15 protein-coding genes and 3 pseudogenes are annotated in these 13,678 nt (G+C 59.7%); 8 read left to right on the top strand and 10 right to left on the bottom strand.

The window, feature by feature from the left end; all coding sequences use genetic code 11:
* Positions 1–860: 860 nt before the first annotated feature.
* Positions 861–1,142, bottom strand: a complete 282-nt coding sequence (locus IVA93_RS31330; protein WP_247789353.1) for a helix-turn-helix domain-containing protein — start codon at positions 1,140–1,142, stop codon at positions 861–863.
* A 456-nt stretch (positions 1,143–1,598) separates the two neighbouring features.
* On the opposite strand from IVA93_RS31330, the gene IVA93_RS31325 reads away from it, so the two are divergent.
* The 3 genes from IVA93_RS31325 (at position 1,599) to IVA93_RS31320 (ending at position 2,836) form a co-directional block, all read left to right on the top strand.
* Positions 1,599–1,877 (top strand): DNA -binding domain-containing protein, encoded by a 279-nt coding sequence (locus tag IVA93_RS31325; protein ID WP_247284221.1) that lies wholly within the window; start codon positions 1,599–1,601, stop codon positions 1,875–1,877.
* A gap of 172 nt (positions 1,878–2,049) precedes the next feature.
* Entirely contained in the window at positions 2,050–2,244 is a 195-nt protein-coding gene (locus IVA93_RS41325; protein WP_524536845.1) for a transcriptional regulator domain-containing protein, read from the top strand.
* A 46-nt stretch (positions 2,245–2,290) separates the two neighbouring features.
* Positions 2,291–2,836: a DUF2285 domain-containing protein gene (locus IVA93_RS31320; RefSeq protein ID WP_346771677.1), complete on the top strand. Its 546-nt coding sequence runs from the start codon at positions 2,291–2,293 to the stop codon at positions 2,834–2,836.
* A gap of 228 nt (positions 2,837–3,064) precedes the next feature.
* Here IVA93_RS31320 and IVA93_RS31315 read toward each other — a convergent pair.
* Both IVA93_RS31315 and IVA93_RS31310 read right to left on the bottom strand, forming a co-directional pair.
* Positions 3,065–3,322, bottom strand: a pseudogene (locus IVA93_RS31315) (type 2 periplasmic-binding domain-containing protein); the annotation flags it as partial.
* A 45-nt stretch (positions 3,323–3,367) separates the two neighbouring features.
* Positions 3,368–3,910 (bottom strand): plasmid pRiA4b ORF-3 family protein, encoded by a 543-nt coding sequence (locus IVA93_RS31310; RefSeq protein ID WP_256469935.1) that lies wholly within the window; start codon positions 3,908–3,910, stop codon positions 3,368–3,370.
* On the opposite strand from IVA93_RS31310, the gene tnpA (IVA93_RS31305) reads away from it, so the two are divergent.
* The 3 genes from tnpA (IVA93_RS31305) to tnpC (IVA93_RS31295) are packed head-to-tail and all read left to right on the top strand — an operon-like array spanning position 3,904 to position 6,335.
* On the top strand, positions 3,904–4,377 hold the full coding sequence (gene tnpA, locus IVA93_RS31305; RefSeq protein WP_247789239.1) for an IS66-like element accessory protein TnpA: 474 nt from the start codon (positions 3,904–3,906) through the stop codon (positions 4,375–4,377). The two genes, IVA93_RS31310 and tnpA (IVA93_RS31305), sit on opposite strands and share 7 nt — an antisense overlap.
* Positions 4,358–4,711 carry an IS66 family insertion sequence element accessory protein TnpB gene (tnpB, locus tag IVA93_RS31300; RefSeq protein WP_148750250.1) on the top strand — a complete coding sequence of 118 codons (354 nt, stop codon included), beginning with the start codon at positions 4,358–4,360 and terminating at the stop codon, positions 4,709–4,711. Before tnpA (IVA93_RS31305) ends, tnpB (IVA93_RS31300) begins: the two co-directional genes overlap by 20 nt.
* A gap of 52 nt (positions 4,712–4,763) precedes the next feature.
* Complete coding sequence (gene tnpC / locus IVA93_RS31295) at positions 4,764–6,335, top strand: IS66 family transposase (protein ID WP_247384585.1); 1,572 nt, start codon at positions 4,764–4,766, stop codon at positions 6,333–6,335.
* 80 nt (positions 6,336–6,415) lie between these two features.
* Here the strand turns inward: tnpC (IVA93_RS31295) and IVA93_RS31290 are convergent.
* From IVA93_RS31290 to IVA93_RS31260, 7 genes and pseudogenes are all read right to left on the bottom strand, one after another.
* A pseudogene (locus IVA93_RS31290) lies at positions 6,416–6,571 on the bottom strand (IS1096 element passenger TnpR family protein); the annotation flags it as partial.
* Positions 6,568–8,122, bottom strand: a pseudogene (tnpC, locus tag IVA93_RS31285) (IS66 family transposase). The pseudogenes IVA93_RS31290 and tnpC (IVA93_RS31285), both read right to left, overlap by 4 nt.
* Positions 8,123–8,173: 51 nt before the next feature.
* Positions 8,174–8,527: an IS66 family insertion sequence element accessory protein TnpB gene (gene tnpB, locus IVA93_RS31280; protein ID WP_247282115.1), complete on the bottom strand. Its 354-nt coding sequence runs from the start codon at positions 8,525–8,527 to the stop codon at positions 8,174–8,176.
* Positions 8,521–8,943: an IS66-like element accessory protein TnpA gene (gene tnpA / locus IVA93_RS31275; RefSeq protein WP_247282116.1), complete on the bottom strand. Its 423-nt coding sequence runs from the start codon at positions 8,941–8,943 to the stop codon at positions 8,521–8,523. Before tnpA (IVA93_RS31275) ends, tnpB (IVA93_RS31280) begins: the two co-directional genes overlap by 7 nt.
* Positions 8,944–9,486: 543 nt before the next feature.
* Positions 9,487–9,681, bottom strand: coding sequence for a LysR family transcriptional regulator (locus IVA93_RS41320; RefSeq protein ID WP_524536873.1), 195 nt, complete (start codon positions 9,679–9,681; stop codon positions 9,487–9,489).
* A gap of 426 nt (positions 9,682–10,107) precedes the next feature.
* A complete protein-coding gene (locus tag IVA93_RS31265) occupies positions 10,108–10,692 on the bottom strand; it encodes an isocitrate lyase/phosphoenolpyruvate mutase family protein (protein WP_247789352.1) in 585 nt (194 codons plus the stop codon).
* Positions 10,693–10,832: 140 nt separating this feature from the next.
* Entirely contained in the window at positions 10,833–12,032 is a 1,200-nt protein-coding gene (locus tag IVA93_RS31260) for a pyridoxal phosphate-dependent aminotransferase (RefSeq protein ID WP_247789351.1), read from the bottom strand.
* Between the two features lie 665 nt (positions 12,033–12,697).
* Here IVA93_RS31260 and IVA93_RS31255 point away from each other — a divergent pair.
* Entirely contained in the window at positions 12,698–13,180 is a 483-nt protein-coding gene (locus tag IVA93_RS31255; protein ID WP_247789349.1) for an ABC transporter substrate-binding protein, read from the top strand.
* A 132-nt stretch (positions 13,181–13,312) separates the two neighbouring features.
* Complete coding sequence (locus IVA93_RS31250) at positions 13,313–13,546, top strand: hypothetical protein (protein ID WP_247453970.1); 234 nt, start codon at positions 13,313–13,315, stop codon at positions 13,544–13,546.
* Positions 13,547–13,678: the final 132 nt, after the last annotated feature.

Raw genomic sequence — 13,678 nt, 5'->3', positions numbered from 1 at the left:
AATGCGGGATGCAGCTCATTCTTCATCAAGCCGTCGAAGTAGCCGTTGCGACGGAAATGAGGACCTGCTGAGCTTCCGTGAAGGCTGGGCCTCCGGGCGGGGCCGCCTCTGGCGTGCGACTATTGGCTATCACTATGCGAAGTGCAGGCTGCGGTGAATGAGGAAGTTGCTCCCTTGAGTTCTCGAATGACAGGGATGCGAATATAATACCCACAATCCTCTAGACTTCAGGATGGTCGCCCTTAGCCGGCCCACGACATTCCTCAAGTCAGCTCTCGAATTTACCGCGAGCACGTTTAGATCGATCTTGGCTTCTCGATCGCTCTCGTCTTTTTTATTATCCATGGATGGCGTGGCGGCGCTGCAAGTCGGCTGCCAATCGTACCACCACTCGCGATAGTGGGTGGCTTCTCATCGTTTCTTTACAGAGTGGCCGACCGAGGCGAGGACACTATACTCCGCACGCTGTTGGAGCCGGACGCTGCTAAAGCCGTATGGCGCTGGCGCATCATACTGAGCTCCTTTGCTTGGGCAGGCACTTCTGCCAAAATAGAGATCGTTCCGATTCAAATGCGAATGTATGGAAACTGGCGAGATGTCTCTGCGGCGTTCGCCACTTCGTACTCCACCCGTACAGCTCAAGCGTGCCGATCGTGTAGGTGATGCGACGTTCCGGGAAGCTCGAGATTATCGTGGACCAGTTTGCTTCTGGGGAAGTTGACGTGAGAGGAGCACCTGAAACGGCGCATCTGCGGTGATCTGGTCATAGAGTCGCCGCACGTGCATCAAGGTCCATCACGGGTTCGCGCGGATTTCTGTTTAAAAATCTGAGGCAATCTTTTTGTAGGGGGCGGGGAGTGCTATTTCTTTTTGCGATGTGGGCGCGCCGGCTTGCGACCCTTACGCAAGGTGTTTGGAGGCGCCGCACCTTTGGGTGGTTGGATAAAGAATTCAGACACGTGAACGTCAAGCGTCGCCGCGATACGGTCGAGAAGGTCAATCGTCGGGTTCTCTGATTGCTGCTCAATACCGCCCATATAGGAGCGGTCAATCCGGGCATCGTACGCCAACTGCTCTTGCGGAATACCGCGATCTGCGCGGATCCGGCGCACATTCCAGGCGACAAGCGCACGAGCTTTCATGCGCTAAAGCAGCCATTCTGACGGCCATCAAACCACTGGTTAAAGCCATACTATTGCGGTAAGTTCGTCCAGAATGCAGATGAGCAGAGTCCGCGCGTAAGTTAAATGAAAGAGCTGGTACTGGATCCGGATGTCGCCAACTGTCGCGCGGAATGAGACAGTGCTGACGAGTTATGACGAGCAGCATCCGACGTCAGCCTCTCGATTCGGGCGGACGGCGCCGCACGCTGAACGGTAGTTCTGCTGATCGCGCTCTGAGCTAACGGACGGCGATCAAATGTATTCTGGCGGTGGTCGCGAACGAAATGGAAGGGAACGACGGCAATAGCCGCTGCCAGCCAGTATTTGGCAAGAATATTCCTGCAGACCGCGACAATCGGTTCTCGACGAACAGGCTCTGAATACGGCTACCCTCGCTTAAATCGATGCTTCTCAATCTGGTAGGACTTTCAGGCAGTGCCGCCCGATCCCAAGATCGCAGATTCCGCGCCTAACGCGCCCCAGCTCACGCCGTATGACGAGCAACATGCCGTCACCTATATGCGTCTGCTCGATGCCGAGGCCGATAACGCTGATTGGCGCGAAGTTGCGCGCATTGTGCTTGGTATTGATCCCACCCTGGATCCGGATCGCGCCCGCCGTACTTTTGAAAGTCATCTGGCTCGCGCCAAATGGGCGGCGCGTCACGGCTTTCGGCATCTCCTGCAGCGCGGTTGGCCCAACAGCGAGGAATGAATGCGTTCGAAACGGACGTCACTTCTGTTGATGTCCGATCGCAAAATGTGATCGTCCCATCGCGTAAGTGCATTTAAAGTGAATATCTTCATTTGTGCAACCATAAATCGTCACATTTGTCGGGCTGCAATTCCTTGCATGTGCGTTAAGAACATACGGGGAAAGTGGTACGATGCCAGGTGCTGACTGGAAATCAGAGGAAGCCTATCCTGACGCCAAGAAAGCAGAAGCTGTGGACATAGCCTGGGAATGGCTGCGCCGCAATTGCGAGTACCAGCGGGACTATATGGCCCTGGCCACCAGCCAACGATCCAGCGCGACGACGGGTCCCTTCCGACAGCGATGGGGGCTGTCTTTTCGCAGCTGATCCGCAAAAGACGTTCGACCAACAAGCCATTTTCTGGGCGCCTGAAGTGCTGTCGACCGTGCTGCCCGTGCGCGCAGCTGTCCGCTCGGCGGCGTCCAAACGGTATGACCTGGATTTCAGCAAACTAGCGGATAGCGAGCTTCGTTGCGCGCCGGATGGATGGCATGCCGTCGTGGCGCTCGGAGGAGCGAAGCATCGCCTTTGGCTAGCAGAACTGCCACCGGTGGGCTCATCGGTTGCTGTCGACTTGCCGCTCGATCGCAATTTTGAGGTTCGTGTGCGGGCAGCTCATCGACTTTGGCTGGCGCTTGAACGGCGGCCCATCGGACCACCCCCTCTGACGCTGCCAATCTTGACCCGTCATCGGCTTATCCTCGCCTTGCGTGCAGTCGATGGGTCCTTGGAAGGAAACAGCTATCGCGAAATCGCGCAAGGCCTATTCGGCAACCATCGTATTCCCGATCGCGGTTGGAAAACAGACCATCTCCGCAGCCGGACCATTCGCCTGGTCCGGGCGGGGCTGCGTCTCATGCGAGGCGGCTATCGCGCATTGCTCCGTCGCAACCGCAAAGACAGGAGCAAGGGGTCCTGAGCTTTTGGTTGATGGTGCGGCCCTGATATCTCACAAGACGATTGTAGTCGGCCGGTTTGAAGGCGGAAAGGGTTCTGGCGGGGCGGTTAGCGTTTTGGACTGCGGGTTGGCCGCGGTACTCGCCTAAAAACGAGCCTCGCCGTCCATTGGGAACGGTCTGCATGTGCAAATGGACGCGCTAGCATTATTCAAAGCATCGATCGAACTTCTGCTAACACCGATACGCGGTTAGGCGGCTTCCGGAGTTGCGGCCTTTTTGCAGAGCCGAGCGACCCATCGGCAGAAGGCACGAGCGATCTCGGGATTGTCACTTCGGTCCACCGCATAGGCCCGATACTGCATGCCGCTTGAAGTGCGCGATCCTGGTATCACATGGAGCGCCCCTGTCCGCACGAGATCGCTGACGATGATTTCAGGCGCCACCAGCAGGCATTTTCCGGTCATGACGGCCGGCAAAGCAAGGTAATTGTGATCGTATGCGCCCCCGACTGTAAGCGTAGCTCTGCGGCCCTTTTGAATGGCGCTTGACGTCTATTTTGTTCGCGTGGCGCGTCGCCGCGGTTTCCATGTGTCGGACAACGCGTCGACGGCGGCCTCGAGGGCCTTCCGGTCGATTACGTTGGGATCGAACCGCTCTGGGCCCCAGCGGCGCATATGTTCGTGCTCCGGATGAGCAGGGTCGCTGATGGCGTCGAGGTATTCGGCATAGCCTGGCGCACCGCCGACGTCTTCCGGAGGACAACGACCGGCGGCCTCGAGCAGGAAGGGCATGCCCTCCGTCGTGGTGTTGTCGAACCATTTTTCGAGCTTGATCACATGGTCCCAGCTGTCGCCGAAGTCATAGAGATAGTGGATCGTCTTGGCGCCAGTCTCTCGAACGATATCGCAAAGCCGCGCTTTACGGGCATCCATGGGCTGGTGGCCGTAATCATTGTCGGGGTCGGGAATCCCCCAATGTGCCTCACCAGCGAAGAACTCGAAGAGAGTAAGCGCGAATTTCCCTGCACCTTTTGCTTTTGAGTGCTCTGATGCATGAGGTGTCCACCAAAATAGGTGGACACCTTGTGATGGCAGACGATGATCAGAAACTGCGGGTCAGGCTTGTTGGTCGGAACGGTCGCCGGCGCTACGAGGCGGCATCGAAGGAGCGTCTTGTCGCGAGTTGTCTTGAGCCTGGCGTTTCGGTATTGAGACTTGCGCTCGAACACGGGGTCAACGCGAACCTGCTTCGGAAATGGATCAAGAAGCACACCGCGACCAGGTCTGTCCCGCGGTCTCCCCCATCGGCGTTCATCCCGGTTCAACTTGAGGGGGCTTCCGATCGCGCCCTGTCGCGGGGGAGCAGCGTGGCGATGGTGGGTTTGCCGGCGGCTTGCGATGAAGTGCGCGGGTCGGAACCCAAGGGGACTACAGCTTTTTGTTCTCCGGCCAAAGTGAGCGCGTCGCTGCCGAACGGCGTGAAGGTCGCGCTGGAATGCGGCGATGTGGATGCATTGACGGCGATCATCGGAGCCCTGGGCCATGTTCAGACTGGGCGGTGACCTGCAGGTCTATCTGCACCGTGAGCCGATCGACTTCCGGGCTGGCATCAACAGCCTTGCGGTTCTGGTCCAGGAGACGATGGCGCTCGATCCGTTCGCTCCGGCGGTTTTTGCGTTCTGCAATCGCCGTTGCGACCGGATGAAGTTGCTGTTCTTCGACCGGTCCGGCTTTGTGCTGGTCCTGAAGCGGCTGACCGAGGACAAGTTCCGATGGCCGCGCCGCCAGGAGGCGGTCGTCACGCTGACGACCGAGCAATTGCACTGGATCCTTGACGGCATCGATATCGATGCGATGGTCCGCCATCCGGTGCGGCAATATCAGGTTGCCGGCTGAGCTCTCGACTTGAGCGGTTGACGCGTCGGTACGGTTCAGATTCAAGAATCCGATGAATCGAACCGGCGAACCGAGTGTCGAAGCGCTGTTGGCGCGCATTGCTGCGCTGCAGGTGGAGAATCGTCAGCTCACGGAGCGCGTCGTCAGGCTCGAGGAAGAACTGGCGCTGGCACGCCTGCATCGTTTTGCGCCGCGCAGCGAAAAGCACGTCGACCGTCTGTTCAATGAAGCCGAGCAGGCCGCCGACGAGGATGATGCCGGCAGCGAAACGGACAATATCGCCGAACTTCCGGACACGGGCTTGCCACCCGTCGAAAGCACAACGGGAAAGAAGCGCGGCCGCAGACCGCTGCCGGCGAACCTGCCGCGTGAGCGGGTCGAGTATGACCTGCCCGACGATCAGAAGGCGTGTCCTTGCTGCCGTGGCCAGATGCATCGCATGGGCGAGACTGTCACCGAGCAACTTCATATCGAGGTGAAGGCGAAGGTTTTACAGAATGTGCGCTTCAAATATGGGTGCCGCCATTGCGATCGCACCGGGATCAATGCCCCTGTCGTGACCGCGCCGATGCCGACGCAGCCCTTGCCGGGCAGCGTTGCCACGGCCTCAACGCTGGCGTTCGCGCTGGTTCACAAATATGTCGATGGCACGCCGCTCTACCGTCTGGCGCAGGCCTTCGAACGCGCAGGTGTTCCTGTCAGCCGCGGCGCTTTGGGTCACTGGGTGATCGGCTCGAGCGAGAAGCATCTGCATCGCATCTCAGACGCCCTGAAGCTGCGGCTCAGACTGCAACCTCTCATCCATGGCGACGAGACGACGGTTCAGGTCCTCAAGGAGAAGGACAAAAAAGCCACCAGCACATCGTACATGTGGGCTTATCGCAGCGGCCAGGGCAGTCACGAGCCCATCGTTCTTCTGGATTATCAGCCGGGCCGCGGCCAGATCCACCCGCAGGCCTTCCTCGGCGATTACCGTGGCATCGTGATGAGTGACGGCTATACCGCATGGCGCACGCTGGAAGGGACCACCCACATTGGATGCATGGCCCACTCCCGACGGCGCTTTGTCGATGCCCTCAAGGCGAGGAAGAAGGGCGGCGGCCCGCCAGAGCAGGCGCTGCGGTTCTTCGAACAGCTTTACCGGGTTGAAAGGCAGGCGCGGGACGAAAAACCAGACAGAGGCGAAACGCCAGATCAATGCATTCGCCGCTTCCGCCAGCAACACAGCATTCCCGTCCTGAACGCCCTCAAGGAATGGCTCGATCAAATCGCCCCGAAGGTCTTGCCCGACAGCAAGCTTGGCGATGCCGTATCCTACACTCTGAACCAATGGTCATATCTGACGCGCTACACGCAAGACGGCAGGATGCCGATCGACAACAATCTCCTGGAGCGCGATATCAGAATCTTTGCCACTGGCAGAAAGAGCTGGCTGTTCAGCGACACCGTCGAGGGAGCCAGGGCCAGTGCCGTCGTCTACAGTCTGATGCTGACCTGCCGCGCCTCACGCGTCGAGCCGTTAGCCTGGTTGCGCCACGTGCTCACCGAATTGCCTCAGCGCGCCGACGACGCCGATATCACCGACCTGCTGCCCTTCAACTTCCCCAAAACCGCCGCTGCCTGAACGGGTCAGATGCCGCCCTCGATACGAAGGCCATCCGTCAAAAGCGCGGGCGTCATCGTGCGGAGAAAATCGCGCTTACCGAAGAGATGGCTATTCGTCCAGCCAAACGCCGCCTGAAGCGTCAGATGCAGCCGATCAAGGCGCAGCGTGAGCGGCACGACAAGGCATCGCATCACCTCCGGTTTCACGTCCTTGAGGGTCACCTTGATCCGGACCGCGGTCGTGCTGAGGCTCATGCCGCAAGCCTCGGATCTTGTGCATGCATCGTATAGGTGGATGCCCAGGGAAGCAGTTCGTCCAGCCGTGCCGCCGGCCAGCCATTGACGAGCTTTGCCAGAACGTCGGCAAGCCAATACTCGGCGCTGACGCCGTTGAGCTTACTGGTCTCAATGAGCGACGCCAGCAATGCCCAATTCTCAGCACCCTCGTCACACCCGGCGAACAGGGCGTTCTTGGCATTGAGCTTGATCGGCCGCATCGCACGCTCGACTGCGTTGGTGTCCATTTCGATGCGCCCGTCATCAAGGTAGAGCGTCAAGCCGTCCCAATGACGCAGTGCATAGCGTAAAGCTTTCGCCGTCTCACTCTTCTGCGCGAGGTGACCAAGCTTGGCCTCAAACCACTGCTTCAAGGCTGCAGCCAACGGCCGGGCATGCGCCTGCCGGCCCGCCGCGGCGCTCGGCGTCAGATCGGCCACGGAGGGCTTTCTCGACCGCGTAGAGCTGGGCGATGCGCTCGAGGGCCTCGCGGGCAACCGGCGCCGGCGCCGGCGAAGCCTCGCGCTCGATCTTCACAAACTGGCGCCGGAGATGCGACCAGCAGAATGCGAGCGTCCCGGACAAGGCGTCCGCACGCGTCTCTCGCATCATGGTCTTGTAAACCTCATAGCCTCGCAATGGATGATGGCGCGATAGCCTTCGAGCAGCCTCAAGCCATGGATGGCCCCACGGCCCGGCGCATAGGCATCGACCGGATCAGGCCCGGCCCAAGGCCGGTCATCGCGCGAGAGCGCCCAGAAGTAGCCGGTTTTGGTCCTGCCGCGCCCGGGATCCAGCACCGGCGCCGGGGTCTCATCGACACAAAGCTTCGCGGAGGCGAGCAAAACCTCGCGCAGACGACCCCACAAGGGCTTCAGCTCCTGGGCAGCATAGCCGACCCAGAAGGCGAGCGTGGAACGGTCGATGGCGATACCGTGCGTCGCCAGCATCTGCGTCTGGCGGTAAAGCGGCAAATGCCAATGACTTGGCATCGATCACATGCGCGACGAGCCGCTCGGTCGGCAATCCACCCCTGATCAGTCGCTCGAGAGCAGCGTGCCGGAGAACGACGCCCGGGCAGGCGCGGCAGGCCAGTTTGGGCCGGCGGGTAACGATGACGCGATACTGCGCCGGTACGACGTCCAGCCTCTGGCTCTCATCGCGGCCAATCTCAACGAGATCGCCTTTGCAGCACGGGCAGCAGGTTGCAGCCGGCATCAGCGTTTCGATGATGCGCGGCAAATGCTCCGGCAGCTTGCCACGATTGGCCCTGCGCTCGGCAGCCCTCTTCTCGCGTGTTTTGGGATTGGCGCGGTCCTCGGCTGCTTCGAGAGCCGCGACAGCCTGATCGATATCCTCCAGAACAAGCTGGAGCTGATCACCGTCAAGCTTTTCCGGCGATCGACCGAACTGCGCGTCTTTTGCAAGCTTGAGCAACCGCTCGAGCCTGGCGCAGCGATCCAGCAGAGCCGCGGCAAAGGCACGCAACTCGGCTGGATCGCTCGGCAGTTCATCAGGCAAATCACTCATTGGCCCGAGTCTGCCATGCTTCGCGCCCCGATGCAGCGACGATTTTATGTCCTACGCAAGCGCTTTCGGCTGCGGGATTCGAGGCGCATGCATGCGTGTCCAATCCATGCCGGCCAGAAGCGCGGACAACTGCGCGGCGTTCATTCGCATGACGCCGTCAACGACCGGCGGCCACTTGAAGGCGCTGCCCTCAAGCCGCTTCCAATACAGCACGAGGCCACTACCATCCCAGACCACGATCTTCACCCGATCAGCGCGCTTCGCACGGAAGACCACCGCCACGCCCTTCATCGGATCGTGGCCCAGCGTCTCCTTCGCCAACAGCGCCAGACCATCCGCGCCCTTCCTGAAGTCTACAGGTCGGCTCGCAACGTAAATCATGAGGTTAGCGGGAGCCGTCAGCATGAACGTGTCCGGCGCAACGCAACAAACACATCACTCAGCACGGCAAGTCCAGGCGTCCCTCGCACCTCAACTCGTGCCCCATGGAGCTCAACCGTCACAACGGCTGCTTCCGGCGCCCCGGAGGGAGCTGCAGCCGCCGATGGCGACGATTCCGACACTAACGGCACAAACGACAGTGCACCCGCCGCAGCTGGCAGCACCAGTTGACCCAAACGCGCCCGGCGCCGCCAGTCATGCACCTGCTGGGGCCGGCAGCCATGGCGACGTGCGACATCTGTTACGATCGCGCCCGGCTCGAGACTGTCCGCGACAATCTGCGCCTTCAAATCATCTGGCCACTGTTTCCGGCCGCCGCCGGCGTACACTTCTATGCGCGGTGACAACGGTCGTCTTATGTCGTCCGAATGGTCGTCCATTGTGAGCACCCTTGCAGAAGATGACTCTTCTAACGGCGCTCACAGGTCTACGCACAAACAATCTGGTGGGCCTCGCAGCCCCGCTTACCCCCGACTTGATGTCCTTTGCGGAAAGGTTCATGGCCCTAAGCCATGTTGGCAGTATGTCGGGCCGCGATGTGATGTTCAGAATTGGCATCGAGCGGACAGTTGAGAGCGTTTTTCCCATGACGTGATTTGGAGAACCTACGCATACGAGCGTCTCATTGTAGATCGCCCAGTCGTCGGCCGGTTCAGCGATACAAAGATCGCGAGTGAGCAAGATGTCGAAATTGTCGGAGGATCTCGGCGGAGACAATGAACTGATCACATCGACGACTACGCCGCCCATCTCGGCAGAGAACGCCTGGAGATTCGGAATCAGAAAGGAGTACGCGAAGGTGGAAAGAGACGTGTGGACCACGATTCGATTAGCGTCCGTTCGGCTCCTACGCCGCATCCTCTTCGCGGTAACACACTGTGTCAAGCGGTTCGGCAACCGCGTTCGCGAAGAGCCTTCCGAATTCAGTCAATTCGTTCCGCCGGCCTCGCCGTTGCAAGATCGGTGCCAAAGTAGTCTTGTAACACAGCCAAATAACGGCTGACCGAGCTCTGTGTCGTCCCCAATGTGCTCGCTGCACGCGTTACGCTTCCCTCGCGCGCAATGGTCACAAACACCCGTATAGCATTGAGAGGCACTTCATTGTGTTCGACAGCCATTTTCTGCTCCGGTAGATCCTGGAATGTCCGCTGATTGTCACGGCGGGCCATTGCCGGAAATGAATGCTCCATCACATTATTTGATGTGTGTAGCCGGATTGCCGCTTATGAACGATTTCTCACGCGCAAAATCCGCCTTCTTGCTACGGTTCCTGCGGTCTGGCCCGCAACTACCGATTCCCGTCGACGGTTTTTTAAGAGGTGATCTCGAGGTGCCGCCAAGCGGGCTAACCGCTGATGGAGCAGTCGACATCGAGGGTCGTCTAGACGACAGGACCACATCTTAAGAACGTTTAGAGTGCGCCGGAGCAGAGCGCGGTCCTGAGTTCCTTCTCAAATCTCGACAGCAGTATTAGTCGCAGCGTTCACCGAAGGAAGCGAGCTTCAGCCGCCTTGAGCTCGTGCATATTCTGGATTCTGAAGATCTCATCCACCGGCAGAATATCCTTTGTAGACGTTCTGGACGCCGCCGTCAGCGATGATCCGTCGGGAGGTCTCCTGCATGGCGGTCGCAGCAGCACGGATGCCGTAACTGCCAAAGATCATCATGCTGATATTGCCAACGTTTTTGACCCGCTTGGACTCGAGGTCAGGGTAGGCGTTCGGCACGATCACCAGCGGCACCGCTCCGGTCCAGGCGCGCGAAAAGCTTTCGATCTCGGAAGGACTCGCCCTTTTCGAATGGATCAGGATCATGTCCGCGCCAGCCTCCGCGTAAGCGTGCGCCTCGGCTTCGCCGAGGCTCGCAATAAAGGCTTCAGTGCGGGCGATGACGAGGAAATCAGGGTCCGATCTGGCCGTGATGGCGGCCTCGCCGCTCATAACGGCGTTGGCGCCGGCCCGCTCGTCCGTGATAGTGTGAATGACACTAATCGCATTGCCATAGCCCGTATCAATGTCCGCGACGATCGGCAGCCTCGTGCGTCCGGCGATCGCCCGCAGCATGTCCATATGCTGTTTCATTGAGATGAGGCTCATGTCCTGCAGCCCATAAAGGCGCAGACAGCTCAAAGCCGGACGCCCACAGTCCGTCAAATCCGGCTTCTTCCGCGAGAATCGCCGAAAATGGGCTGTGGGCGGCCATGATGTGGACCAGGCCAGTCTCGGCCATGCGGGCGCGCAGGCTTTTTTTGGGGACATCAGATTGGCTTTCAGGACAGGGTCGCGCAGGCGGCGATGATTCGGTCGCAGGCCCGGTTGAGGTCCTCGAACGAGGAAGCATAGGAAATCCGGATATAGGGCGAGGCCATGAAGCCGCTGCCGGGCACGACAGCCACGGCGAAAGCGTCGAGCAAATACATGGCAAAGTCACTGTCTGTTTCGATCAGCTTGGCGTCCGGCGTGCGCTTGCCGATAACCCCCTTGCAGGACGGGAAAACATAAAAGGCACCGTCCGGCACACGGCAATCAAGCCCCTTGGCCTGGTTTAGCTTGGCCACGACAAGATCGCGGCGCTCCAAAAACGCGCGCACGAACTCTTTGATATAGTCCCGCCTCCCTGACAGCGCCTCGAGCGCGGCATGTTGAGAAATCGAGCTGGTGTGCGAAGAAGTCTGGCCCTGGATGAGGTTCATGGCCTTGATTAGCGCCAGAGGTCCGGCACCATACCCGACGCGCCAACCGGTCATCGCGTCAGCTTTGGACACGCCGTTGACTGTTAGTGTGCGCTCGTAGAGATCCGGCGCGACTGCGGCCATTGTTGCGAATTCGGCGTCGTAGGTGAGCTTTTCATAGATGTCGTCGGATAGCACATGCACATGGGTACGCTCGTGCAACACCGCAGCGAGCGCGAGCAAATCACCTCGGCTGTAGACTGCGCCGGTCGGATTGCATGGCGAATTCAACATCAACCATTTGGTGCGCGGCGTGATCGCCTTCTCCAGCGCCCGGGGGAGGAGCTTAAAGCCGTCGAGTTCGCTGCAGGCGACGAGCACCGGCTTGCCGCCGGCCAGCACCACCATGTCGGGATAGGAGACCCAGCATGGCGTTGGGATCACAACCTCGTCGCCCGGATCGAGGCTAGCGAATAGGGCGTTGAACACGACCTGCTTGGCGCCGCAGCCCACCGTGATCTGGTCAATACCGTAATCGAGGCCATGATCGCGACGGAGGCTCTCGCCGATCGCTGCCCGCAGTGGCTTGATTCCGGCGACCGCCGTGTATCTCGTCTTCCCGTCGCGGATGGCTCGGATGCCAGCTTCACAGATAGCGGACGGCGTGTCGAAATCCGGCTCACCCTGGCTGAGCGCAATCACGTCGGCGCCCTGATCGCGCAGCTCGGCGGCGCGAGCCGTCATGACCTTGGTTTGAGAGGGACGGACGAGATTGAGCCGATCTGAAACGAGAGACAAGACACAATATCCTTCGAGTTCGAATGAGCGGTTTCGTGGCGTCTATCCGAACGCGAACGACCAAACTAACCGGGGGATCGCGGCATTGGATAAAATCATCGAAGATTACAATAATCGTATCGCTTCTTCGTGCGGCGCTGTTGGGCCGTTCGCAGTGCGTTGCGTCTTCGCTCTCCCTCTTCATCAGCCTGCGTTAGAAGGGCCAACTATCGCATCTTCGCAAGCTTACATCGAATTATTCGATAGTGTCATCCTGCCGCAGCAGTTCAGGTTTTTAGGGTCGTACACAATCGCGAATATGCCTGATGACACAAGCGCCCAATTTCGGTGGTCCGCCAATGTCAGTGCCGATCTAAGAATTCGCGGGCGTGGCATTCGTAGGAATGGAAGTGGAACCGGAGGGGGTGATGACCCATATCGAACTGACGTGACGGCAAGCCATCGCAGGCGCGGTTGCCGCAAGCGTGTTGGCCAGCACAGGCGCCGGTGCTGTGGGGGTGAGCCTAAGACATTGACGCGTCGCCGCCTCAAGGTCGCCATGTCCGGATTTCCGCGATCGTTAGACCGGTCATCGCGACCGATACTGCCATTCGCCGGACCATGCCGCAGCTTTCGAAACGCTGATCACCTTCGACCATGCCCATGATATGGCGCTACGGCCCGGCTTGGCCGAGCGTTGGGAGCGGATCAATGCGCAGTCACTGCGGCTGTTCCTGCGCAAGGCAGTGGCTTTCCATGACGGAACGTCTTTGACGGCTGAAGATGTCGCCTTTAGTCTTGGTCCTGACCACCTGCTCGGACCTGGACGCAGCGGAATGTCCCAGGCGCTTCAGTCGCCTGATCGGCTTGAGAAAGTCGAAATCGTTGATCCGTTTATCGTCATTGTGCATGCCAAGGGCGGCGACGCGCTCCTCGAGCAGCGTCTGGCTGCTTGGGGATCGGAGATCGTCAGTCAGCGCGCCTTCGTGGCGGCGGGCTCGTGGGAGCGGTGGACCACAGCCCCTGTTGGAAGCGGTCCTTACAAGCTCCTCGACCACAAGCTCGATATTCGTGTCTCGCTGGTTGCCCACGATTCGTATTGGGGCGGTCGCCCCCCCCGTTCGATGGCATCGAATAGCGCATCATTCCCAAGCTTTCCGCGCGCGTGAACGGCCTGCTCGCCAGCGAGCGGACCCGGAAAAGAGACGTTCTATCTGACACCTGACGCGATCCTGGTTAGTGCCGGCAAGACCCGCCGGGTTCGGCTACGAAGACGTTGAATCATGTTTCGAAGCGCTCGCTTGATCGAGGAAGAGACGCCGCCCGCCGACGGGACTGTCGTAGACCAGACTTGGCGCTACCTGAATCGTAAGGGCGGCCCGGACCGGCGCTTCAACGACAACCGGGAGCTACCGATCGGCCTATATGGCAAAATCGATCTTCGCGCGTCCAACGGAGTGAACCAGCGGATCCAGTGTTCGCGCTTGAAGCAGGCCGAGAGATTTGTCGCATCCCTCACTGCAATGTCTGCTTGAGAATGCGATCCCGATAAGCGCCTCGCACGGCGCTCCGATACGCGCCGCTGATCGTGCGTCGGACAGGAAACGGCCTCAGGCCGGGAGATTTGCTGAGTCCATGCTTCTCGCGCAAGCCAGAAGCTAATTCAG

The organism is Bradyrhizobium sp. 155, assembly GCF_023101105.1.
Classification (GTDB): Bacteria; Pseudomonadota; Alphaproteobacteria; order Rhizobiales; family Xanthobacteraceae; genus Bradyrhizobium; species Bradyrhizobium canariense_D.
This window is presented reverse-complemented; position numbering and strand designations above follow the sequence as displayed.